Source organism: Stenotrophomonas sp. STEN014 (assembly GCF_056760315.1).
Genome location: NZ_JBRREN010000003.1, coordinates 168,149 through 190,519 on the forward strand (window position 1 = coordinate 168,149; position 22,371 = coordinate 190,519).

Annotated in this window: 21 protein-coding genes; 15 read left to right on the forward strand and 6 right to left on the reverse strand. The window is 66.2% G+C overall.

Translation table 11 applies throughout. The annotated features are described in order from the left end of the window. The first annotated feature begins 410 nt into the window (after nt 1-410). The 10 genes from ACVOMC_RS05755 (at nt 411) to ACVOMC_RS05800 (ending at nt 10,760) form a co-directional block, all read left to right on the forward strand. Nucleotides 411-848: a VOC family protein gene (locus tag ACVOMC_RS05755; RefSeq protein WP_481523180.1), complete on the forward strand. Its 438-nt coding sequence runs from the start codon at nt 411-413 to the stop codon at nt 846-848. Next, on the forward strand, nt 848-1,255 hold the full coding sequence (locus ACVOMC_RS05760) for a VOC family protein (protein ID WP_481523181.1): 408 nt from the start codon (nt 848-850) through the stop codon (nt 1,253-1,255). Before ACVOMC_RS05755 ends, ACVOMC_RS05760 begins: the two co-directional genes overlap by 1 nt. Nucleotides 1,256-1,583: 328 nt before the next feature. Then, nucleotides 1,584-2,729, forward strand: coding sequence for a hypothetical protein (locus ACVOMC_RS05765; RefSeq protein WP_481523182.1), 1,146 nt, complete (start codon nt 1,584-1,586; stop codon nt 2,727-2,729). Beyond that, entirely contained in the window at nt 2,720-3,820 is a 1,101-nt protein-coding gene (locus tag ACVOMC_RS05770; protein WP_481523183.1) for a hypothetical protein, read from the forward strand. The genes ACVOMC_RS05765 and ACVOMC_RS05770 overlap by 10 nt, the downstream gene beginning before the upstream one ends. Before the next feature lie 105 nt (nt 3,821-3,925). Then, entirely contained in the window at nt 3,926-4,597 is a 672-nt protein-coding gene (locus ACVOMC_RS05775; protein WP_481523184.1) for a hypothetical protein, read from the forward strand. Between the two features lie 16 nt (nt 4,598-4,613). Then, nucleotides 4,614-6,248, forward strand: coding sequence for a CsgG/HfaB family protein (locus ACVOMC_RS05780; RefSeq protein WP_481523185.1), 1,635 nt, complete (start codon nt 4,614-4,616; stop codon nt 6,246-6,248). Between the two features lie 177 nt (nt 6,249-6,425). Next, on the forward strand, nt 6,426-8,045 hold the full coding sequence (locus ACVOMC_RS05785; protein WP_481523328.1) for a M28 family metallopeptidase: 1,620 nt from the start codon (nt 6,426-6,428) through the stop codon (nt 8,043-8,045). A 296-nt stretch (nt 8,046-8,341) separates the two neighbouring features. Further along, complete coding sequence (locus tag ACVOMC_RS05790) at nt 8,342-9,640, forward strand: histidine kinase (RefSeq protein WP_481523186.1); 1,299 nt, start codon at nt 8,342-8,344, stop codon at nt 9,638-9,640. Next, complete coding sequence (locus ACVOMC_RS05795) at nt 9,630-10,403, forward strand: LytR/AlgR family response regulator transcription factor (RefSeq protein WP_481523187.1); 774 nt, start codon at nt 9,630-9,632, stop codon at nt 10,401-10,403. Before ACVOMC_RS05790 ends, ACVOMC_RS05795 begins: the two co-directional genes overlap by 11 nt. A 27-nt stretch (nt 10,404-10,430) precedes the next feature. Then, nucleotides 10,431-10,760, forward strand: a complete 330-nt coding sequence (locus tag ACVOMC_RS05800) for a hypothetical protein (RefSeq protein WP_481523188.1) — start codon at nt 10,431-10,433, stop codon at nt 10,758-10,760. 45 nt (nt 10,761-10,805) lie between these two features. On the opposite strand, the gene ACVOMC_RS05805 is transcribed toward ACVOMC_RS05800, so the two are convergent. Beyond that, a complete protein-coding gene (locus ACVOMC_RS05805) occupies nt 10,806-11,408 on the reverse strand; it encodes a hypothetical protein (protein ID WP_054660481.1) in 603 nt (200 codons plus the stop codon). Nucleotides 11,409-11,727: 319 nt separating this feature from the next. On the opposite strand from ACVOMC_RS05805, the gene ACVOMC_RS05810 reads away from it, so the two are divergent. After that, nucleotides 11,728-12,648: an oxygenase MpaB family protein gene (locus ACVOMC_RS05810; RefSeq protein WP_481523189.1), complete on the forward strand. Its 921-nt coding sequence runs from the start codon at nt 11,728-11,730 to the stop codon at nt 12,646-12,648. Between the two features lie 419 nt (nt 12,649-13,067). Further along, nucleotides 13,068-16,007 (forward strand): bifunctional diguanylate cyclase/phosphodiesterase, encoded by a 2,940-nt coding sequence (locus tag ACVOMC_RS05815; protein WP_481523190.1) that lies wholly within the window; start codon nt 13,068-13,070, stop codon nt 16,005-16,007. On the opposite strand, the gene ACVOMC_RS05820 is transcribed toward ACVOMC_RS05815, so the two are convergent. Then, nucleotides 15,999-16,901: a LysR family transcriptional regulator gene (locus tag ACVOMC_RS05820; RefSeq protein ID WP_481523191.1), complete on the reverse strand. Its 903-nt coding sequence runs from the start codon at nt 16,899-16,901 to the stop codon at nt 15,999-16,001. The genes ACVOMC_RS05815 and ACVOMC_RS05820 overlap by 9 nt on opposite strands. 145 nt (nt 16,902-17,046) lie before the next feature. Between ACVOMC_RS05820 and ACVOMC_RS05825 the strand changes: the two genes are divergently transcribed. Continuing rightward, nucleotides 17,047-17,796: a DODA-type extradiol aromatic ring-opening family dioxygenase gene (locus tag ACVOMC_RS05825; protein ID WP_481523329.1), complete on the forward strand. Its 750-nt coding sequence runs from the start codon at nt 17,047-17,049 to the stop codon at nt 17,794-17,796. Between the two features lie 138 nt (nt 17,797-17,934). After that, on the forward strand, nt 17,935-19,578 hold the full coding sequence (locus tag ACVOMC_RS05830; RefSeq protein WP_481523192.1) for a Na+/H+ antiporter: 1,644 nt from the start codon (nt 17,935-17,937) through the stop codon (nt 19,576-19,578). Nucleotides 19,579-19,596: 18 nt separating this feature from the next. Here the strand turns inward: ACVOMC_RS05830 and ACVOMC_RS05835 are convergent, their stop codons facing one another. Beyond that, complete coding sequence (locus ACVOMC_RS05835; protein ID WP_054660762.1) at nt 19,597-19,845, reverse strand: DUF3297 family protein; 249 nt, start codon at nt 19,843-19,845, stop codon at nt 19,597-19,599. 143 nt (nt 19,846-19,988) lie between these two features. Here ACVOMC_RS05835 and ACVOMC_RS05840 point away from each other — a divergent pair, with 143 nt between their 5' ends. After that, nucleotides 19,989-20,531, forward strand: a complete 543-nt coding sequence (locus ACVOMC_RS05840; RefSeq protein ID WP_054660758.1) for a DUF6630 family protein — start codon at nt 19,989-19,991, stop codon at nt 20,529-20,531. Between the two features lie 60 nt (nt 20,532-20,591). Here the strand turns inward: ACVOMC_RS05840 and ACVOMC_RS05845 are convergent, their stop codons facing one another. The 3 genes from ACVOMC_RS05845 to motB are packed head-to-tail and all read right to left on the reverse strand — an operon-like array spanning nt 20,592 to nt 22,361. Continuing rightward, complete coding sequence (locus ACVOMC_RS05845; protein ID WP_481523193.1) at nt 20,592-20,870, reverse strand: DUF4031 domain-containing protein; 279 nt, start codon at nt 20,868-20,870, stop codon at nt 20,592-20,594. A gap of 27 nt (nt 20,871-20,897) precedes the next feature. After that, on the reverse strand, nt 20,898-21,380 hold the full coding sequence (locus tag ACVOMC_RS05850) for a hypothetical protein (RefSeq protein ID WP_481523194.1): 483 nt from the start codon (nt 21,378-21,380) through the stop codon (nt 20,898-20,900). Between the two features lie 39 nt (nt 21,381-21,419). Continuing rightward, on the reverse strand, nt 21,420-22,361 hold the full coding sequence (gene motB, locus ACVOMC_RS05855) for a flagellar motor protein MotB (protein ID WP_481523195.1): 942 nt from the start codon (nt 22,359-22,361) through the stop codon (nt 21,420-21,422). Nucleotides 22,362-22,371: the final 10 nt, after the last annotated feature.

Here is a 22,371-nt window from a genome sequence, read left to right on the forward strand (position 1 = left end):
AAGATCCCTTCGATTCTGTGATTTTCATTACGGTTGAGAAAGCGCAACCGGCACGGGATGCGCGGAAATTCGGTCCGGTCCGGTCCTCCCCGGCCGGTCTGCCGGGACTGTCGGGGAGGACCCCGCCGTGGCGTTTGGAGCGCGATCCGGATGCCGTTCTCGGGGCGTTACTCCGGTGCCAACCCGGCAGCGCGTCGCCGCTTGCTCCGCACACGGGCCGGACGGGGCTGATCGGGTTGTGATCAGCGGATGCTCATCCAGGCCGTTAACCCGGTTGGTGGCGCCTGGTCCCGGGATGCGGATTGACTCCTGGGGCCTTCACCTCGGGCATGCCGGCCAGGGTGCAAGGTCTGTCGGTGTGTTTTCACCGCAGGCTGCCAAGGCAGCTCCATCGCGAACGGACCAATACCATGAGGCTGATTCCCTACCTGGGTTTCAACAGCAACACCCGTGAGGCGATGGCGTTCTACGCCAACGCACTGGGCGGCAGGGTGGTGTCGGAGATGAAGTATGGCGATGTGCCAGACGATGGCGGGATGGATGCCGAAGGCTGTGGCGGCTTCACTCCCACCCCGGAGCAGGTGGCGCACGGCCAGGTCGAGGCCGGTGGTGCGATCCTGATGGCCGCCGCCGGCCCGGCGGCCAACGTCCAGGGTGCGACGACGATCAACGCCGATGTGGACAGCATCGAGGAGGCCGAGCGAGTGTTCACCACGCTGGCCGCAGGCGGACAGGTACACAGGGCGCTGGCCGAAACCTTCCGGGCGCAGCGCTGGGGCATGCTGGTGGACCGTTACGGCCAGCGGTGGATGGTCAACTGCATTAAGCCGACAGAGGCAGGCCCGTGATGACGGCCGTCTCCCAGAAGATCTTCGTCAACCTGCCGGTACGGGATCTGCCGGCGTCCAAGGCGTTCTTCAGTGCGCTGGGCTACCGGTTTAATCCGCAGTTCACCGATGACAATGCCGCCTGCATGGTGGTCGGCGACAGCATCTTCGTGATGCTGCTGGTGGAGGCGTTCTTCCAGACCTTCACGCCCAAGCCGCTGTGCGACGCACGCCAGCAGACCGAGGTGATCACTTGCCTGTCGGCGGCCAGTCGCGCGGCGGTGGATGCACTGGTGGACAAGGCCGTGGCCGCCGGCGGCCGCGAGCCGATGCCGGCGCGCGACTACGGCTTCATGTACCAGCGTGGCTTCCAGGACCTGGATGGCCACCTGTGGGAAATCGTCCATATGGATGGCCAGCCTGGCTGATACATCGGGTTCTTTGGACTCCAAGGCCATTCGCTTGGATCGCTTTCACTGGCGACATCGGCGGTTGAGCTCTGCCGCTGCGGCATGGTGATTCGCCTGCCAATGCAGGCAGCTCGCATAGTCATCCATCCGCTGAATTTCCATTCGAACCAAGAGCTGTTTTTCGCGTTCCGATGTCAGGAAATTTCCGACTTTCCAAAATAGTCATGAAATGTATACTTCTCAGCATTCACAAAAGTGACTGCGAGAAATTCTCGCTTCATACAGGGGTTGTGAGTTGATGGCTTCAAGGATGAAGGGCGCTCTTGCGGGCGGCTGCAGGAGCGTTATGTTCCTGTTTTTAGTGTCTCTCTGTACCTCGGCCCATGCCGATGCAGGCAAGTCGCCGGTGTACTGGGCTGGCTTCGCCTTTACCGGTGCGCAATCCGATAGCCAGAACGCCACACCGCGCACCAGCGCGGCGATCAGTGACGGTGGTATTGAGGCGCTCAACGGCAAACTGTCCAGTGCACTCGATCGCAGGCCGGCGCAGCACCTGATCCTGATCCGCGATCAACTGGCCAAACTGGATGGCAGCACCAGTGCCACTGTATTGGCGGCCGCGCTCGACCGTGAACTGGTATCGGTGGAACCGATCGCTGGACAGTACAAGGTGCTGGTGGAGGTGGCGCTGCAGGCGCTGTTCTTCGACTTCCGCGAGCGCCAGGTGATCGCGTCCTATCCGGTGACGCTGCAGCGTATTGATCTGCTGGACTATCGCCCGGACGAGAGGCAGATCAATGCGATCGTCACCGGCCTGCTCTATGGTCAGGCCGACACAGATCTGCCACAGGTGTTAGCGCAGACCTTGGCCACGGCGCTGCTGCCGAATGCGTCGGTACGTCGGCTCCAGGTCGGTGAGGTGACGTTGTCCGACGCGACGATCCAGAAGTTGCCCGATCCCTTCTGGGAGGCATCGCTGCGCGCCGGACTGGCACATGAACTTTCTAAGACATTGTCTGCCGCCACGGGCATTGGCCTGCTGCCACCGGCAGCCGGCCAAGCGATCGGCGGAGCGATGGCCGCGCGCTTTGCCGACGGCAAGGTGTACCAATTGAAGATTCCAGAAGCCGATTACGTGATCTCCTTGCAGGTCGATGCACTGAAGAATGGCGTCGTCAGTGAAACCGCAGCGATGAAGCAGATGCTGTTTGGCGCGTTCTTTTCCATCGCGGTCAAAGAGCCGTTTTCAGGCAAAGTGTTCTTCGAGCAACCGCTGCGCAAGGGTGCCACCAAGGTAGTGCCGGTTACCCAGTCGCAGGTGGACCAGTGGTCGGCCAGTTACGAAACCCTGTTGGCCGGTTTTGATGCTTTTGCCGGCGCCGCCGCCGGCCGTAGCGGGCACAAAGCCTGGCTGGATGAACAAAAGCCGGGCGGACGCCCATTGCAGCAACAGACCCAGAGCCTTCAGGAGTTGATCAAATCATGTCGTTGATTCGTGTGGTATCCGTATTTCTTCTCGCCCTGCTGGTGGTGATGCCGGTAGCGGCGCAGTCGGTCAGCTCCCGTGGCAGCGGTTCGGCCAGCTATGGTTTGCGCCTGAGCGCCGACATCCGCGCGCAAGCACTGGAAAAAGCCAAAGTCAATGCGCTTGAGGCCTATATCGCCGAGTCCGGCCCGGCCAAGTTGCGCCTGTTCGAAGCCCGCCGTGACCAGCTGATCGGACAGGTGGACCGCTATGTGTTGTCAACCGTCACCTTGTCCGACAATGAGGACAAGAAGGCCAAGCAGTACACGATCACAGTGCGCGCCGAGATCAACGCCACCTTGCTGCAGGCCACGTTGGATGGTGGTTCGGCGGTGTCGGCGGCACGCCCGGGCGAGCGTTCGCTGCTGACTTTTCTGTTCATCGCGCGCTCGCAGGACACCGTGCAGTCGTTCCAGGATAAGGAATATCGTCGCGTCGATGTGAGCCAGGGCTACGACGAAAAGACCCGCGAAGGCGATTCTTTCCGCGGCAATTCGGTCAGTACCAGCGGCAGCATCAACCAGACCGGCTCGGTCGCGGTCACCAGCGGTGGCAGCACCACCCAGCGCAGTGACAACATCACCTGGAAGGTTGCCAATGCCGCTGAAGTGAACAGTGCGATGACTGGTGCCTTCAGTGCGGCAGGCTATGAAGTGGTGGAAGCGGAATATGTCGAAGGTGAAAGCCGCGGATTGCTCAGCATCGAGCGTATCCGCAAGGATTTCAGCACCGGCAATGACCTGTCGGCCGAGACCTTGCGCAATACCGCCAATGGTGTGCGTGCGGCCGAAATCCCGTACATCGCGGTTGGCACCCTGGACGTGGGCATGCGTGATAGCGATCCGGCCAGTGGCAATGTGCGCGTGTACGTGACTGTGACCGGCAAGGTGCTGGATGTGACCGGTCGCTTCCCGCGCACGGTATCGTCGGTGGGCCCCGTGCAATACGCCGGCCTGGGGCCGAACGAATCGGTTGCTCGCACCAATGCACTGCGCGAAGCCGCCGAGCAGGCCTCGCAGCAAATGATCAACGAGTTGAACGTCAAGTCGGTGCGTTGACCGGCGCTGTCCTTGCCGGTTCGTTCGCGTTGCGTTCCAGTCGAAGCAGTTCCGATGTCCGCATGGCGGGTATCGCCATTCCGTAGAAATACACAGGGGTTTTCCATGATCCGTACTACCGCACTTGCTGTTGCCATTGCCGCCGCCGTTTTCGCTGCTCCTGCCAATGCGCAGCTGGGCAAGCTGAAGGGGTTGATGGGGGGCGACGCTTCCACCCAGAACGCTTCCGCTGGCGCTCCCGATGAAGCGGCGCAGGAAGCACTGGTCAAGCGCTTTGTGACCTCGCAATCGTATTCGCTACAGGCGCAGACCGCGTTCGCCAAGGCCTTTGGTTTGGCCGAGCAGGTACAGTTGCTGGAAGCCGAGAGCATGGCGCTGTCCAGCGGCTCGGTCAGTGTCGATGCGATGCAAAAGGCTCGTTCGCTGAGCGAGAGCGTGCAGGCCGCACTGGATGAGCGCCAGGCCCAACAGCCCGAGCTCAGTGCCGAATCCAAGCAGCACTATGCAGATGGTCTGGTGGCGTTGCTGAAGTCCGTCAGCGAAGGTCGCAGTCTGCTGGGCGAGGCGGGCAGTTTCGCTTCGGGCATGAAAAGCTTGGGTCCGACGCAGATCGCCACTGTCGGCCGCAAGCTGGTCGCCGGTGCCTGGGTGGCCAAGGAATCGCCGGGTTACGCCAAGGGTCTGTACGATTCCACCAAGTCGGCGCTGACCTTCGCACGTGCCGGCAAGATCAAGGTGCCGACGAATGCCGATTCGATGCTTGATGGCCTGAACTGAGACCGGACCGACCCGCATGAACATGTCCACACGCATGGTGTGGCTGCTGGTCTCTGCTTCCCTTCTTGGCGCATGCGCCAAGAAGGGGGAGTCGGAAGCAACGGCGGCAAAGAATGAACCGGTGTTGGCGGCAACGGAAAATGAAGCTGGTGCCCCGCGTAGCGGCCCGGACTTCGGCGGCGTGACCGAGGTTGCGCGTGAAGCTGATGGTATCGGCAGCACGCCGGAACTTGCGGTGCTGGCGGCGCTGCAGTCCGCACTCGCCCAAATCAATGGTATACGCGTGGCAGGCAATCTGCAGTCGGTGCGCGCCGGGCTGGATGTGGCTATGGACGGCAGTCATACCGGTTCGATCCGTGCCGAAGCCTTCCAGCAGCAGGTGCTCGCGGCTTCGCAAGGGGCGGTGCTCGGTTACGAGATCCTGTCTCAGGAAGAAATCGACAAGGTTGATTCGGAAACCGTCAGTCGCGTGCGTGCCAGTGATGGTGGCTTCAGTTATTCGGCTTCCGCGTCAGCTAGCGGCAGTGCCAGCGCCAAGGCGCAGGCTGGCGAAGCGAACGCCTCGGCGTCTCAGTCCTACAGCGAGAAGGGCAAGCTCAATGTCGAGCGTGGCGCCAGTGCCTATGAATCGGATCTGAGCCACAAGACATTGCGCAGCTATTGGAAGGTACGTGTCAAAGCGCGCATCGCCCAGTACCGGGCGACAGATGAAGAGGGGCGACCGAAGATCGTGGTTGCTGAGCCGCGGGTTCTGTCGCCCAGCTACGCGGTGGGGGACAGTCGTGTGGCCGCCGACGAGGTGGCGCGCGCGATCCGTGCGCGATTGTCCGATGTACTGAGTCAGACTAAGCGCTTCATCGTGCTGGATCGCGAGTTCGGTGACGAGCTGCAGGCTGAAATCGACCACATCAACAGTGGGAACGTACGTCTGGTTGACAGCGCGCGATTGGGCCAGCAACTGGCAACTGACCTGATCCTGATCCCGAGTATCGAGCGCTTCGAATACCCGCGCAGCACACGCCAGTTGCGCATGTCTGACCGTCAGGTCACCTCCTACTCCGGTGGTGGTCGCATTACCCTGCGACTATTGAATGCGTCTACCGGCGAAGTGGTGATGTCCGACAGCTTCGATCACCAACTGTCCTCCACCGGTCCGAGCACGCTGCCACGGGTGGTGGATGGCAAGGGCATGGCGGCGGCGATGATGGATTCTCTGTCGGGTCAGATCGGCAATGCCATCGTCACTGGGATTTTTCCGGTTTCAGTGGTGTCGCTCAACGGCGATCAGGTGATCCTCAGCCAGGGCGGTGATCTGTTGCAGGTCGGTGAGCGTTACCAGGCTGTGCAACTGGGTGATGAGTTGAAAGATCCTCAGACTGGCCGCTCTCTAGGACGCACGGAATCGCCGTGTTGTGTGATCCGGATCGACCGTGTTGCGATGCAGACCTCCTACGGCACCCTTGAGGACGGCAGCCGACTAGCCGACGGCACGTTTGTTCCCGGTTCGATCGAACTGCGTCACAAGGCCGGGCGTGCTACACAGGTGGTGTCCACGGCGGCAGCATCGGATACACCGCGCGCATCCGCCAAGCCACCCGCTGCCAAACGTGCGCCTGCACAATCGGCGGCAGATGAAGATCCCAACTGGTGATTGATGCAAGGGCCTTCCTCTGGGAAGGCCCTTCTGCTTCGGCGCGCTGTCGAGGGGTGAACGTCGATGGGTACGACCTCCAGCAGGGGCTGACTTCGCTTGCCTGACCTACACTCGGAACTTGGTTCAGACCATTCGAGGTGGAAAGTGAAGCAAGTAGTGATCAGCCTGTTGGCGATGTCCGTGTCCACGGCCCTGATGGCCGCCCCACCGAAGTTCGACGGCGCCCGTATCTCGGCCGACGTCAAGGAGCTTTCCTCCGACGCCTATGAGGGCCGTTCCCCGGCCACCGCCGGCGAGGAAAAGACCATTGCCTTTCTGAGCAAACAGTTTGCCGAGGCCGGCATGCAGCCGGGCGGTGACCTGAAGGATGGGAAACGGCTGTGGACCCAGGCCGTGCCGCTGCTCAAGGGCGACATCGTCGGCAAGCCGCAGCTCACCCTGACCAGCCAGGGCAAGCCGCAGACGCTGAGCCAGGGCCAGGAGATCGCCGTGCGCGCGGCGATGAACGGCCAGTCGCAGGTGGATATCCGGAACGCGCCGCTGGTATTCCTGGGCTATGGGGTGAAGGCGCCAGAGCGCAACTGGGACGACTTCAAGGGCGTGGACCTGAAGGGCAAGATCGCGGTGGTGCTGATCAACGATCCGGACTTCGAGACCGGCGTGGGTGATTTCGACGGCAAGGGCATGACCTATTACGGCCGCTGGACCTACAAGTACGAGGAAGGCGCGCGCCAGGGCGCGGCCGGCGTGCTGATCGTCCACGAAACCGCACCGGCCTCCTATGGCTGGGCGACGGTGGCCGGTTCCAACACCAACACCATGTTCGACGTGGTCCGTGACGACCCGGCTGCGGCGCATCCGGCGCTGGAAGGCTGGATCCAGCGCGACCTGGCGGTGGCGATGTTCAAGCGCGCCGGCCTGGATTTCGAAGCGCTGAAGAAGCAGGCGCAGTCGCGCGACTTCCAGCCGGTGGAGCTGAAGGGCGAGACCTTCTCGGCCCACTACGCGGTGAAGAACGAGGTCATCACCTCGCACAACGTCGCCGCGCGCCTGGAGGGCAGCACGCACCCGGACGAGACCATCATCTACAGCGCGCACTGGGACCACATCGGCGTGGGTGAGCCCGATGCGCGCAGTGATCGCATCTTCAACGGCGCGATGGACAACGCCTCCGGTACCGCCGCGCTGGTCGAGCTGGCGCGCGGTTTTGCGACCCAGCCCAGGCCGCAGCGCTCGCTGCTGTTCCTGGCGGTGACCGCCGAGGAGAAGGGCCTGCTCGGCTCGGAGTACTACGCCAGCCACCCGCTGTACCCGCTGGCCAAGACCGTGGCGGTGATCAACATGGACGGCATGTCGCCGTACAGACCGTCGCGCGATTTCGGCATCTACGGCTCGGCGAAGATGGATCTGCTGGACCAGCTCAAGGACGTGGCCAAGGCCTGGGACATCCGCTACACCCCGGATACCAAGCCCGAAGCCGGGCTGTTCTTCCGCTCCGACCACTTCCCGTTCGCCAAGCGCGGCGTGCCGGCGCTGTCGTACTCGGCCGGGCAGGACTGGATCGACGGGGGCGTGGCGGCCGGCAAGGCGGCTTCGGATGACTACACCGCCAAGCGCTACCACCAGCAGGGCGATGAATGGCAGGCGGACTGGACCTTCGCCGGCGCCGCGCGTGATCTGGAGGTGGTCTACACGCTGGGCGAGCAGCTGGCCAATTCGCGCCAGTGGCCGAACTGGAGCCCGGAAGAAGCCTTCCGCGCCACCCGTGATGCCAGCGCCGACCAGCGCAAGTAACCCGCACCGGGACGCGTGAGGGTTTGACCGAGCCCCTCTCCGGCCTGGAGAGGGGCTTTGCGTTTCCGGCCCCGCGCGGCGGGCGACGCCGGCAGACCATCGTTTCTGCGCTGCGGTCCGCACGGGGGGAGGCGAGGCGCACCAGCCCGCGCATGGGGGGCGGGCCGGCGGGGCGGGGCCGACGCTCCGTCCCGGCGGGCCGGCCTTGATCGGTGAAATCCCGGTCTGCGTCGCATCGTGCTTGTGGGAGGGTGCCGGCAGCCTATGCTCGGCGACAGTTCCCACAGAGCCCCGCCATGTTCGCCAGCCTGTTTCTCGGTTTCCGCATTCTTGCCGCCTGGGCGCTGACGCTGATCGCGGCCGGCTTCCTGTGGAGCGGGCTGTTCAGCGGCATGGACGAGGCGCCGGGCTGGATCTTCGGCCTGGCCGCGATGGTGCTGATGGGCTTTGCGCTGACGGCTATCGTCGGCCATGTGCGCCGCGTGGCGCTGGTCGCCGACCGCCTGGACGCGCAGACCCTGGGCAACCGCCACCGCCGCCAGGTGGAGCTGCCGCTGGAGGCGGGCAACGCCTTCGCCCTGCTGGAGCAGGTGATCGGCCAGATGCCGCGGATCGAACGGCTGGAGCGCTCGGTGGGCACCTTGCAGCTGCGCGCCACCCAGCGCCGCGCCGATCCCTATGGGGAGCGGCCGCCATCGCGCTGGAATCCGCTGGCGCGGCTGGCGATCAAACACAACCAGATCACCGCGCGGGTGACCCCCGGCGCCGACACCTGCAGCGTCACCCTGCTGTTCGAACCCGATGCCGGCGCCTGGCTGGACCTGCTGCTGCTCGATGAGGGCAGCAACTACGAGAACGCCGAGGCCGTCACCCAGGCGCTGAGCGGCAAGGTTGCCCGGCAGCGGCGCGAAGAACGCGAGCAGGCCGCGCGCACCGAGGCCGAGAAGGAACTCAGTGTCGCCCGCCTGAATCTGCTGCACGCGCAGGTGGAACCGCACTTCCTCTACAACACGCTGGCCAATGCGCAGGTGCTCACCCGCAGCGATCCCGAACGTGCCGAGCAGATGCTCGGCCACCTGATCCAGTACCTGCGCAGCTCGCTGCCGGGCATCGACCAGTCGCTGTCCACGCTGGGTCAGGAGCTGGAGCGGGTGCAGGCCTATCTGGAGATCCTGCGCATCCGCATGGGCACCCGCCTGACCCTGCAGATCGACGTGCCCGAGGCGCTGCACAACCTCACCCTGCCGTCGATGTCGTTGCAGACGCTGGTGGAGAACGCGATCAAGCACGGCCTGGAGCCGAAATCCGGGGGTGGCACGGTGTGGGTGCTGGCGCGCGAACTGGACGGCCGGCTGACCGTCACCGTGGCCGATGACGGCCAGGGTATGGCGACCGGCAGCACCGGCACCGGGATCGGCCTGAAGAACCTGCGTGAACGCCTGCGCCTGAGCTGCGGTGCCGATGCGTCATTGAGCCTGGTGTCGAATTTCCCCAGCGGCATGGCCGCCACCATCAGCCTGCCGTGCCAGCACCTGGAACCGGTACCGGCACCGGCCGGCGTGCCGCTCATCCCGGAGCTGCCGCATGCCTCTTGATGCGCTGATCGCCGAAGACGAGCCGCTGCTGCGCCAGGCGTTGCTGGACCAGCTGGCGCGCTTGTGGCCGGAGCTGGTCATCGTTGCCGCCTGCGAGGATGGGGCCGCGGCGCTGGAAGCACTGGAGACCCACCAGCCGGCACTGGCATTTCTGGATATCCGCATGCCCGGCGTCAGCGGCATCGACGTGGCGCGCGCGCTGCAGCAGATCAGCCCGCGCACCGAGGTGGTGTTCGTTACCGCCTACGACCAGTACGCGATCAGCGCCTTCGAACAAGGCGCGGTCGATTACCTGCTCAAGCCGGTCAGCGATGAACGCCTGTTGGCCACCCGCCAGCGCGTGCTGGCCCGGCGCTCGGTGGGGGGCGCGGACCCGGTGGTTCTGGAACGCCTGCTGCAGCAGCTGGCCCGGCAACCGGCCACGCCGCCGAGCGCACCGCCGCTGGCGTGGATCACCGCCAGCAATGGCCGTGAAACGCGGCTGGTGATGCTCGATGAGGTTCTGTATTTCCGCGCCGACAACAAATACACGGTGGTGGTGACCGCCGATGCGGAACTGCTGCTGCGCAGTTCGCTGCGCGAGCTGGCCGCGGTGCTGGATCCCCAGTGTTTCCGCCAGGTGCATCGCGCCACCCTCGTCAACATGAAGGCGGTGGCGGCGGTGAGCCGCGAGGACAGCGGGCGCGGCGTATTGCGGCTGAAGAACCGCAGCGAAACGCTGGTGGTCAGCCAGCCGTTCATGAGTCTGTTCCGCGGCATGTAAGGCCGCGCCCGTCCCAGGAGAATCGCCATGCTGTACCTGACCGTTCTGCTCGGCAGTCTGCTGTCGATGTTGGGCATCCACGGGCCCCCCGGGCAGACCTCGATCACCCGCCTCAGCGGCGAGCACGCGCTGCTCAGCCGCACCACGGTGATGGCCGGTGTCAGCCGTTTCCAATGCCTGCAAAGTGACAGCGGCCGCTGCGGCTACCGGCTCTACAACGAGCAATGCCAGGCCCGGGAGGGCGGGCAGGACTGCCGCCGCGAGCCCTTGGCCGATTTCACCCTGGTGGTGGGCAGCAGCCGCGAACTGCGCGATCTGCCCGGCGGCTTTGGCCAGCAGGTGCACATCCCCAAATGACATCGCCGCGCCAGTGCGCGGCGATGGGTAATGCGAGTGGAAGTATCAGAACGCCGGTTGCAACCGCAGGCCGTCGTCACCGATGTGGTTGAGCTTGCCCACCAGTTCCGAATGCTGTCGCATGCGGCCGAGCTCGCGCATGATGCGCACGTCCTCATGGCGCAGTTCGCGCTTGGCGGTGACAGCCTGCTTGTAGTCCAGCACTTCCGGATAGTGCTGGGCCATTTCCAGCGCCTCGCCCACGTTCTCCACGCTGTCGGCGTCGGAACTGATGCGCGCGCGGCTGTTGAAGGCCTTCATCCAGCGCTCGAAGCCGGCGGTGTGATCGAACATGTTGGCCATGAACCAGATCACGAACAGGATCGACACCCACGAGCCGAACACGATCACCACGCGGGTGAAGGTGATATGGAAATCATCGCGCCACAAATAGTTGGTGATCAGCCCCAGAATCAACAGCGAGGCGGCCTGCCAGAGCACGATGGAGGCTATCAGCCACTGGCACTTGGCCTTGGCCAGCAGGGCGACTTCCTGGCGTATCTGTTCGTCGCTCAGGTTCTTCCAGTGCGCGACCTGCTTCTCGAACGGGCTGCGATACAGCTCGTTGTCCTGCAACAGCAATCCCAAACCTTTGAACAACGCGATCATGTTGAGCTCCTTGCAGTGACTTTCTGGAACGAGCGACGGATGCGACGTGAAGCGGTCAGGCGGCTTTAGTTCTAGCACTTTCCGCTTGCTTGGCAATGGGGGGCGCGCGAAGGCGTGCGCAGCGGCGCACGAGGAGGGGAGCGGATTTTGCGGTGCGTCATCGCGCAAGTGGCGGAATGGAAAATTGAAACCGGCGGCGCATGCTGCATCTGCACACGGCGCTTCCGGCGGCTGTCGCGGCGCACCGGGTGGTGTCGATCATCGCGCATGACACCGGGGGATCTGCGACTTGCGCGACGGCAACGGTACGATAGGCGCCATGTCGCTCCTGTCCGAACGTGTTTCCTCCGCCGCCACCGCCCAGATCCGCCGCTGGGTGCTGGACGCCTTCCCGCGTGACCACAGTGGCGTGGCCTACGACGCGCCCGCCGGCGATCCGGGCTGGTTCGGCCCGGACAGCGTCACCTGGCGCATCCATTCGGAGTTTCCCGGCATGCTCGCCGGCGGCCTGTGCGCATTGATGCTGCAGTTGCTGCATCCGCGTGCGCTGGCCGGGGTCTATGACCATTCCAATTTCCGTGAGGACCTGGTCGGGCGGCTGCGGCGAACCACCAGCTTTGTCGCCGGCACCAGCTACGCGCCGGTGGCGGAAGTGGAGACGCTGATCGAACGCGTTCGCCGGATCCATGCGCAGGTGGCGGGCGTCCTGCCCGATGGCCGCCACTACCGCGCCGATGCGCCGGAGTTGCTGACCTGGGTACATGTGACCGAGGCTTACGGCTTCCTGGAAGGCTGTCGTCGCTATTGCCGGGAGATTCCGGCGGCCATCGCCGACCGCTACTACGACGAATACCGGCGCGTGGCCGAGGCGCTGGGCGCGCGCGAGGTGCCGGCCAGCCAGGCGCAGGTGCAGGCCTATTTCGCCCAGCAGCAGTCGCAGCTGCGGATGGACGACCGTTCGCGCGAGGTGCTGGAGGTGCTCAGCGAGGTGCGCCTGCCGGTGCCGCTGCCGGGGGTCTCGCGCGACCTGTTCCTGTCCGCCGGCGCGGCCCTGCTCCCGGAGTGGGCCACGCAGCTGCTCGGACGCAGCCGTGGCCAGCAGCTGCAATCCATTGTCGCCGCGCGGGTGCTGCGCAGCGTGGCACCGTTGTTCCGGATCGCCTTGAGCGACGGCATTTCCACGCGCGCGTGCCGCCGGGTGGGAGCCGATCCGGCGCTGCTGCTGCGCTGGCCGGAATAGCAGGGCCTGGTCCTTGCGCACCCGCAACGGAACGGGCGCTCCTGGGCACCCGTTCCGTTTTCCGCACCGCGCACCGCCTGGCAACTGCCGGATATTGCCCGCGCCGGCTGTAGCCGCAGCGGCAGCGCCGATAGTCCGGATCCGCCCCGGCACCATACGGCTGCCGGTTGGGCACTTGACCGTTGCAGGTAACGGCAAACCTGCCGGAAATTGCCTGTCGACTCTTCACGCGGGCGGTTGTTGTGCGGCATGCTGTGAAGGAAACGTTGCGATGGTGGCCGGGGGGCGGCGCGCAACGTTGAAAACCGTTTCTGCACGCGCACTCAACCGGTCCGTGGCGGGCGGATTTTCTGTCGCGTTCTCTGAAGACGAACCTCGCCCATGCGTGCAGCACGTGTACTGATGTCGGACAGGCACCTGTGAACCGGATCTTCGCCCATCCACTGCGAAGGATCGGCGGTATCGGAAGCGTGGCGGCGATCGTGCTGGCCCTCGTGCTGGCGCTGTTGCTGTGGAATGACCGCAGCAACCGGTTGCAGGCCGCGCAGCGGCAGAGCATGGCCATCGCCACCGGCACCGATCGCCTGCTGCGCTCGGAGCTGTCCACGTTCGAACGGACGCTGCGCGGCACCGCCAATGATGCGCGCGACTATTTCTGGCTGGCTCCCGAGGAAGCGCCGGCGTTGCTGGAGTCGGCCATCGCCGGGGTGCTGGTACGCAATCCGGACCTGGCCACGATCACCCTGGTGGATGGCCAGGGCCGGGCGTTGTCGGGCGGGAGCGGCGATCCGGGGTTCAGCCGCTGGGTCAATCCGGCGCACCGCGTGCTCAGGGGCGAGCTGTACCTGGGCAGGATGGAACGCGGACCGGACGGATCACGGCTGGTGCAGCTGGCCATTCCGGTACAGCCGGGGCAATGGCTGCTGGCGCAGGTCCGGCTGGCGGCGTTCCAGCGAATCGTTACTGGCCTGGATACCGGCCGCATGGGCGTGGTGTCCATCGGCAACCGCGATGGCCAGCTGCTGGCCCACAGTCTGGACCCGTCGCTGGTGGAGCGCACGCTGCCGCGGCCGATGCGGATCTTCCCGCCCGAGGACAAGGTGAGGGCCCGCGGTGTGGCCAACAGCCCGGTCGATGGCCTGTCCCGGATCGGCGCGATCAGCGCGCCGCGCGATTATCCGCTGATCGTGTTCGCTGGCTTGTCCTACGACGAGGTGATGGGGCCGTGGTACACCGCGCTGTATGCGGCCATCGGCCTGTACGTGCTGTACGTGGTCGGACTGCTGTACCTGATCCATATCCGCCGGCGCAGTCTGCGGCGGCAGGCGCGGCTGACCGAGGAGCTGCGCGCCGGCGCCGCCGAGCTGGCCCTGGCCCACCAGGTTGGCAAGGTCGGGACCTGGTCGGTCAGTGGTGATGGCGGCACCCTGCGCTGGTCGGCGCAAACCCAGCAGCTGTTTGGCTTGTCGACCCGGCAATCGACCTTGCCGGCACTGTATGCGCGCGTGCATGCCGAAGACCGTCCCACGTTGCGGGCCGAGCTGCAGGCGGCACTGGCCAACGGTGGCGTGGTGAACGCGCTGTTCCGCCTGGTGCTGCGCGACGGCTCCACGCGCTGGCTGTCGGCGCGCGGGGAAATGGTCAATGAGCACCGCCGCAAGCGCATGACCGGTGCGGTGGTGGATGTGACCGAACGCGTGCACAGCCAGTTGCGCGCGCAGGAAGCCGAGCGCCAGTTCCGGCTGGTGTTCGATCGCAATCCGGCGCCGTTCTGGATTTTCGACCTCCATACCCTGCGCTTCCTGGAAGTGAACCAGGCCGCGGTGCGGCAGTACGGCTACAGCCGCGACGAATTCCTTGGCATGACGATCCTGGACATCCGCCCGGCGGAGCACCGCGAGGAGACGGTTGCGTTCATCCGGGAGCTGGCCGACGGGCTGCGTCCGGCCGAGGGGGTGTTCATCCACCGGCGCAAGGACGGCAGTCTGTTCGAGGTGATCGGGCACAGCGCGCGGCTGGAGTTCGATGGCAAACCCGCGCTGCTGGTGCTGGCCGAGGACGCCAGCCAGCGGCTGGCCTACGAACGCGATCTGGCCTATCGCGCCAGCCATCATGCTGGCACCGGCCTGTTGACGGTGCGGTCGCTGGCTGACCGTCTGGACGCCGCTGGCAGCGGCTACACGGTGGTCCACGTGCAGCTGCGGGGGATCCAGATGGTGGCCGATACGCTGGGCCAGGACGCAGGCGAGCAGGTGCTGCAGGCCATGGCGACGCGGCTGGGGGCGCTGGCGGCCGGCTATGGCCTGCTGGCCCATCAGCCGGCCGAGGATTTCGTGCTGGCCATCGCCGCCGGGCACGAGGTGCAGCAGGTCCTGGACGCGTTGCTGGCGGCGGTGTCCGAACCGGTGCGCGGGCGCGATTCGCGCCACCAGCTGGAACCGCGGCTGGGCGTGGCGCGCTGTCCTGACGATGGGGAAATGGCCGAACAGGTATTGGGCCGTGCGGCGCAGGCGGCCCATGCCGCGCGCGAGAATGGCACGGTGCTGGCGCGTTTCGATGCCAGTATCGCCGCCCGTTACACCGAACGCCTGCAGCTGGCCGGGCGGATCCACACCGCCATCGACCAGGGCGAGTTCGAGCTGCACTTCCAGCCGATCTATCACGCCGCCGATCGCAGTCCGGCCGCGCTGGAGGCGCTGCTGCGCTGGCCGCAGGCCGATGGCAGCTTCATTGCGCCGGGCGATTTCATCCGTCTGTGCGAGGACACCGGGCTGATCGTCGCGTTGGGCCGCTGGGTGATCCATGCCGCGGCGCGCGCGCAACGCCAGCTGGCCGACCAGGGCTGGGGCGGGCTGCCGATCGCGGTGAACATCTCGGCGGTGCAGTTGTTCAACAGCGATCTGGTGGCCGAATTCAGCCGTGCCACCGAGGCCTGGGACCTGCCCCCCGGGGCGTTGCAGCTGGAACTGACCGAAAGCGCGGTGATGCGCAACCCGGTGCAGGCGCTGCAGACGCTGCAGGCGTTGAAGGAAAACGGTATCGGTGCGGCACTGGATGATTTCGGCACCGGCTTTTCCAGCATGTCCTACCTGCAGCACCTGCCGCTGGACTCGCTGAAGATCGACCGCGACTTCGTCTGCGATGTGGAGCGCAACCCGCGCAACGCGGCGATCTGCCGCGCGCTGCTGTCGCTGGGCCACAGCATGGGCCTGAACGTGATCGCCGAGGGCGTGGAGAGCGAAGGCCAGCTTGCGTGGCTGGCCGCGCACGGCTGCGACCAGGTGCAGGGTTACCTGCTGGGCCGCCCGATGCCGCTGGAGGCGGTGCGGGTGGCGCTGGACCAGCACCGCTCAGTCTGAGGCGGCCGTTTCCCCGCCGAGGCACTCGACCAGATAGTCGATGAAGCTGCGCACCTTCGGCGCCAGGTGGCTGCGGCTGGCATAGACCGCATGGATGCCGACCGAGGGCACTTCCCAGTCGGCCAGCACCGGTACCAGGCGACCGTCGGCCAGCGCCTCGCCGATGATGAAATCCGGCTGGGCGATGATGCCCATGCCGGCGATGGCCGCCTCGCGCAGTACCTCGCCATTGTTGGCGCGCATGCGTGGCACCAGCGCGATGCCCACTTCGCTCTGCCCGCGCTGCAGTGTCCAGCTGTCTCCGCCGGCCGAGTAGGTATAGGACAGGCAATCGTGCCCCGCCAGTTCCTGCGGGGTGGCCGGGGCGCCGCGTCGGGCCAGATAGGATGGCGCCGCGCACAGCGTGATCCGCGCCTGCGCCAGCCGCCGGGCGATCAGCGAGGGCGCCGGCTGGCGGGTGATGCGGATGGCCAGATCGAAACCTTCCTCGACCATGTCCACCAGCCGGTCGGACAGCTGCAGGTCCAGTTCCACCTGCGGATACCGCGTGCTGTAGCCGGGCAGCAGCGACGCCAGGCGGGCGATGCCATAGCTGACCGGGGCATTGATCCGCAGCCGGCCGGAGGGCTGCAGCGCCTGCGCCCCGACCGAGGCTTCCAGTTCGTCGAATTCGGCCAGCAGCTGCACGCAGCGCTGGTAGTAGGCCGCGCCGGTGCTGGTGGGGCTGACGCGCCGGGTGGTGCGGTTGAGCAGGCGTGCGGACAGGCGCTTTTCCAGCGCGGCGATCTGCCGGGTGACGGCGGCGGTGGACAGGTCCAGCGCCTCGGCTGCGGCGCTGAAACCGTTGCGTTCGACTACGGCGACAAACACCCGCATCGCATCGATCGTGTCCACTGTTTCCACTTCCGCAATAAAACGTTGCCGTCGAGGTTATTTGTTGCGTGCAATCCGCGCAATAAGCTGGCGGCTGTCCTCTTTGCTCCGGGAGTCCGCCGTGACGGACCGTCTGCCATCCCTCTACATCTCGCATGGTTCACCGATGACCGCGCTGGAGCCCGGCCTGGTGGGGCTACGGTTGGCCGAACTGGCCGCCGGCCTGCCGCGCCCGCGCGCGATCGTGATGGCCTCGGCGCACTGGCTGGGCCGCGCGCCGATGGTCTCGGCCGCCGCGCAGCCGGAAACCCTTCACGATTTCGGCGGCTTTCCCGCCGCGCTGTACCAGCTGCAGTACCCGGCGCCGGGGGCCCCGGAGTTGGCCCGGCAGGTGGCCGCGCGTCTGGCCGATGCCGGGTTGCCGGCGGTGCTGGACCCGCAGCGCGGCCTGGACCACGGCGCCTGGGTGCCGCTGCGCTATCTGTATCCGCAGGCCGACATCCCGGTGCTGCAGGTGTCGATCCAGCCGGGGCTGGGGCCGCGCCACCAGTTCGCGCTGGGCCGGGCGCTGGCGCCGCTGCGCGAGCAGGGCGTGCTGCTGGTCGGCTCGGGCAGCATTACCCACAACCTGCACGACTGGCGCAACGACGATCAGGCCCGGGAAGCGCCGTACGTGCGCCCGTTCATCGGCTGGATCGAGCAGAAGCTGCAGGCCAACGACCTGCCGGCGTTGTTCGACTACCGCCGGCAGGCGCCGTCCGCCGTGCAGGCCCATCCCACCGACGAGCACCTGCTGCCGCTGTATTTCGCGATGGGTGCGGCCGGCACCGACCAGCTCGGCGCGCAGCGCATCGATGCCGGCATCGACCTGGGGTTTCTGGCGATGGACATCTACCGTTTCCAGGGTGCCGGGTAAGCGTGTTCGCCAATGCGCGCCGGTTCCAGCTGCGCGCATCGGCATCCCGGCACGCCTGTGGTAGTTTTCCAGAGGTATTTTTCCGTCGCTGCCCGCGCCGGCAGCGCGCTGTCGTGGTGGTGATTCCCTGGAACGGGCATGCACACGATCGAAGTCGTCCTGGCGATGCTGGTGGCCGTTGTCGCCAGCGGCTATCTGGTAAGAATCCTTCCCTTTTCGCTGCCGCTGCCACTGGTGCAGATCGGGCTGGGCGCGCTGATTGCCGGGGTGTTCAAGCGCGGTCATGCGCTGGACCCGGAGATGTTCTTCCTGCTGTTCCTGCCGCCGCTGCTGTTCCTGGACGGCTGGCGTATTCCCAAACACGGGCTGTTCCGCGACAAGGGCGCGATCCTGGAGCTGGCGTTTGGCCTGGTGGTGTTCACCGTGCTCGGCGCCGGGCTGCTGATCCATTGGTTGATCCCGGCGATGCCACTGGCGGTGGCCTTCGCGCTGGCGGCGATCCTCTCGCCGACCGATCCGGTCGCGGTCGGGGCGATCGCTTCGCGGGTGCCGATGCCCAAACGGCTGATGCACATCCTGGAAGGCGAGTCGCTGCTCAACGACGCCTCGGGCCTGGTCTGCTTCAGTTTCGCGGTGGCTGCGGTGATGACCGGCAGCTTCTCGCTAGCGCAGGCCTCGCTGACCTTCCTGTGGGTGGCGCTGGCCGGCCTGGCGATCGGCGTGGGGGTGACGTACGGGGTATCCACCTTCCAGCGCTGGCTGTGGCGCAGCTTCGGCGAGGAGCCTGGCGCGGCGCTGCTGCTCAACCTGCTGATTCCGTTCGCCGCCTACCTGCTGGCCGAGGAGTTCAAGGCCTCGGGCATCCTGGCCGCGGTCGCCGCCGGTATCACCATGAGCTATGTCGAGCTGACCGGCCGCATCAGTGGCAGCATGCGGGTGCAGCGCGCCGCGGTCTGGAACACGGTGCAGTTCAGCTTCAACGGCATCATCTTCGTGCTGCTGGGCGAGCAGCTGCCGGGCATCGTCGAGCGCGCGGTCGACACCATGGCCACCAGCGGCCAGCGCAACCCGTGGTGGCTGCTGGTGTACGTGCTGGCGATCAACACCATGCTGGTGCTGCTGCGACTGGCCTGGGTATGGCTGTCGCTGCGCTGGAACCTGCTCCGGGCGCGCTGGCGTGGCGAACAGGGCACGCGCATGCCATGGCGGGTGGTGCTGGCGATGTCGGTGGCCGGTGTGCGGGGGGCCATCACCCTGGCCGGTGTGCTGACGCTGCCGCTGATGGTGCCTGGCGGTGAGCCGTTCCCGGCGCGCGATCTGGTGATCTTCCTGGCCGCGGCGGTGATCCTGGTGTCGCTGGTCGCGGCCAGCCTGGTGCTGCCGCGGCTGCTCACCGGGCTTGAACTGCCCAAGGACGAGGACAGCCGGCGCGAAGAGGACATCGCGCGCAAGGCGTCGTCCCGGGCGGCGCTGGCGGCGGTGGAGAAAGCCCGGCAGCAGCTCGGAGAGGGCCAGAGCACCGGCAGCGTGCAGCTCTACAACGATGCCGCGGCGCGGGTGAGCCTGCTGTACCAGCGCAATCTGGACAAGGGCCAGAGCCCGGACGAGGACCCGGAGAAGGTCCGGCGCATGGAGCAGGCCTATCGCAGCCTGCGCGCGGCCGGTCTAAATGCCGAGCGCGAGGAGCTGTTCCGGTTGACCCGGCGCGGGCAGATCTCCGACGAGGTCGCGCGCAAGCTGATCCGCAACCTGGACCTGCTGGAGAGCCGGCAGCGCGATTGACGCTGCCGGCGGTAACGCTTACGGCTGCGGCAGCTGCAGGAAATACGGCTCCACCGTGCCCTTGATCTTCAGCGTCATCGGGTTGCCGCGGCGGTCGCGGGCCTTGCCGGCCTGCACGCGGATCCAGCCTTCGCTGACCGAGTATTCCTCCACGTCATCGCGCTCGATGCCGTTGAAGCGGACGCCAACGCCGCGCTGCAGGGCGGCGGCATCGTGGAACGGGCTCTGCGGATTGACCGCCAGGTGATCGGGAGGGGTATCGCTCATCTTCATCATCGGTTGAAGGCCAACGTGGCCGTCTTCTGCCGCACAGGATACCTGCCGCTGCGCCCGAGCCTGAAACGCCGTGCTTCCCCGACGCCGGTGCTGCGGTCAGAATGGCGCGCCCGCCCGCAGCCAGAACAACCGCCATGCCCGACAACAGCGACTATTTCGATTTCGAGGAAAACCCCCACGACTTCGACGAGGACGACTTCGAGGCGCGGGTGTGGAACCTGCTGGTGCTGATCAACCCCGGCGACGAGGAACTGGCGCTGCAGCAGTTCAACCGCTGGCGCGAGCTGCTGGCCGAGCGCGGCGAACCGCTGGAGCCGGACAGTGACTGGCTGCCGCCGCTGTTTGCGGCCATCGGCTGGCAATCGGGTTTCGAGGTCGAGCGCGAGGATCTGGACTCGGTGATGGCCGCGGTCAGCGAGCTGGCCGCGCGCTGGAACCTGCAGCTGGACTGGGGCGGCGATCTGGATGACGAGGATTTCGCCGACCATGTCGATGGCGTGCAGCTGCTGTCCATCGCCTTCGATCGCCTGCGCGAACACGGCTACACGCTGTGGAGCGTGGATGCCGGCAGCGAGGGCTTCACCGGCTGGATGGCGCTGACCCGCGACGATGACGCGATGCTGGCGCTGTGCTCGCTGCTGAACGTGGAAGTGCGGCTGGGCAGCGATCCGTTCTGATTCCGCTTTCCCCGAGGTTCTGACGCGGCCGCTGGCTGTTTCCGCCCACCCGGCTGTCGCTCACCCTGCGCTGTACTGCGCCCGCGCGTTGGCGATGACCTGGCGCATCAGGGCGCGGTCGCGATGCCGGGAAATGGCGACCGCGCCGAGCGCGACGGCCCGGGCGTGCAGCGGCGCCGGTATGTCGTAGTGCGCCCCGCTGGGACGGTTCTGGAACGCGCGGCGGGGAATCCCGAGCTGCTGCGCCAGCGCATGCAGCTCGGGCAGGGTGTCGGCCATCAGATGCGCCCAGCGCTCGCCGCGCCAGGGATGTACCGCATCGTCGATAAAGACCGTCACCGGTAGCCTGCGGCTCAGGCCTGCGGCTCAGGCCTGCGGCTTGTCGCCGGCGTCGGCTTCAGCAGCCGGTGCGGCGTCGGTGTCGGTGCTGTCAGCCACGTCGGCTTCTTCGGCAGCCATTTCCTCGTCGCCGCTTTCGAACTCGGCCACCAGCGCGGCCAGATAGTCGTCGGCAGTCTTGCCTTCGTCGGTGGCCAGATCGTTGATCATCGCCTCCAGCTGCGGGGAGTACTCCAGGCTGACCTTGCGGCCTTCCTTCTCCTGCACGTTGGCCAGGTGCTTGAGCATGGCCAGCATCGGCACCGGGTTGTCGGCGTTGCCCATGGTCTGGCCACCGATGGCCAGCAGCCATTCGTTGCCCTGCAGACCGATGGCGGCCACCACCTGGCCTTCTTCATTCATCAGCACGGCGTGGTTTTCCACCGGCTGCTGGGCGTTCAGGCGGGCGAACGGGCGGCGCGGGGCCTGCTTCTTGCGCTGGTCGCGCTTGGCTTTGGACTGCTTGGACATGATGCTCGGGCTATGGGAAAACAGCGCCCATTGTAGGCCTCAGTCGGCGGCGGTGACCGGATCGGCGTTGCCGCCCGCGGCCGCGGCGGCCAGTGCCGGCAGCGGCAAGGTGTCGGTTTCATTCAGGGCGGCGGCCTCGGCGTCCCTGGTCATCACCACGATGCTGATCCGGCGGTTGATCGGGTTCTGCGGGTTGGTTTTGTCGAACAGCACCGAGGAGGACAGCCCGACCACGCGCGCGACCTTGGCCTCGTCCATGCCGCCTTCCAGCAGCGTGCGCCGCGCGGCGTTGGCGCGGTCGGCGCTCAGTTCCCAGTTGCTGTAGCCCAGCTGGGTCGAATAGGCGGTGGTGTCGGTGTGGCCGGTCAGGCTGATGCGGTTGGGCACCTGGGAGATGAAGTGCGACAGCTCCAGCAGGATCGCCCGGGTGTAGGGCATCAGCCGCGCGCTGCCCAGATCGAACATCGGCCGGTTCTGCTGGTCCACGATCTGGATGCGCAGGCCCTCCGGGGTGATATCCAGCAGCAGCTGGTCCTTGAACGGCTCCAGCGCCTGGCTCTTGCTGATGGCTTCCTGCAGTTCCTGTCTGAGCGCTTCCAGCCGCTGTTTCTCGCGCTCGCGTTCCTGTACCGGAGTTGGCACGGCTTGCTGCTGGTTCTGGAACGGGTCGCTGCTGTTGCCGCGCGAGATGTCGGTGGCGCCCCCCAGCTTGATCATCGAGGTGCTGGCACCGCCCGGACCGGCCATGCCCGGGGCCGGTGTGGCGCTGCTGCCGGCCAGCGGGCTGGGATTGCGGAAATACTCGGAGATCGCCGCGCGCTCGGGTTTGCTGGTGGCGGCCATCAGCCACAGCACCAGGAAGAAGGCCATCATCGCGGTGACGAAGTCGGCATAGGCCACCTTCCATGAACCGCCGTGGTGGCCGCCGTGTTTGACCTTCTTGACCCGGCGGATGATCACCGTGGGTTTGGTTTCGCTCATGACCGGCGCC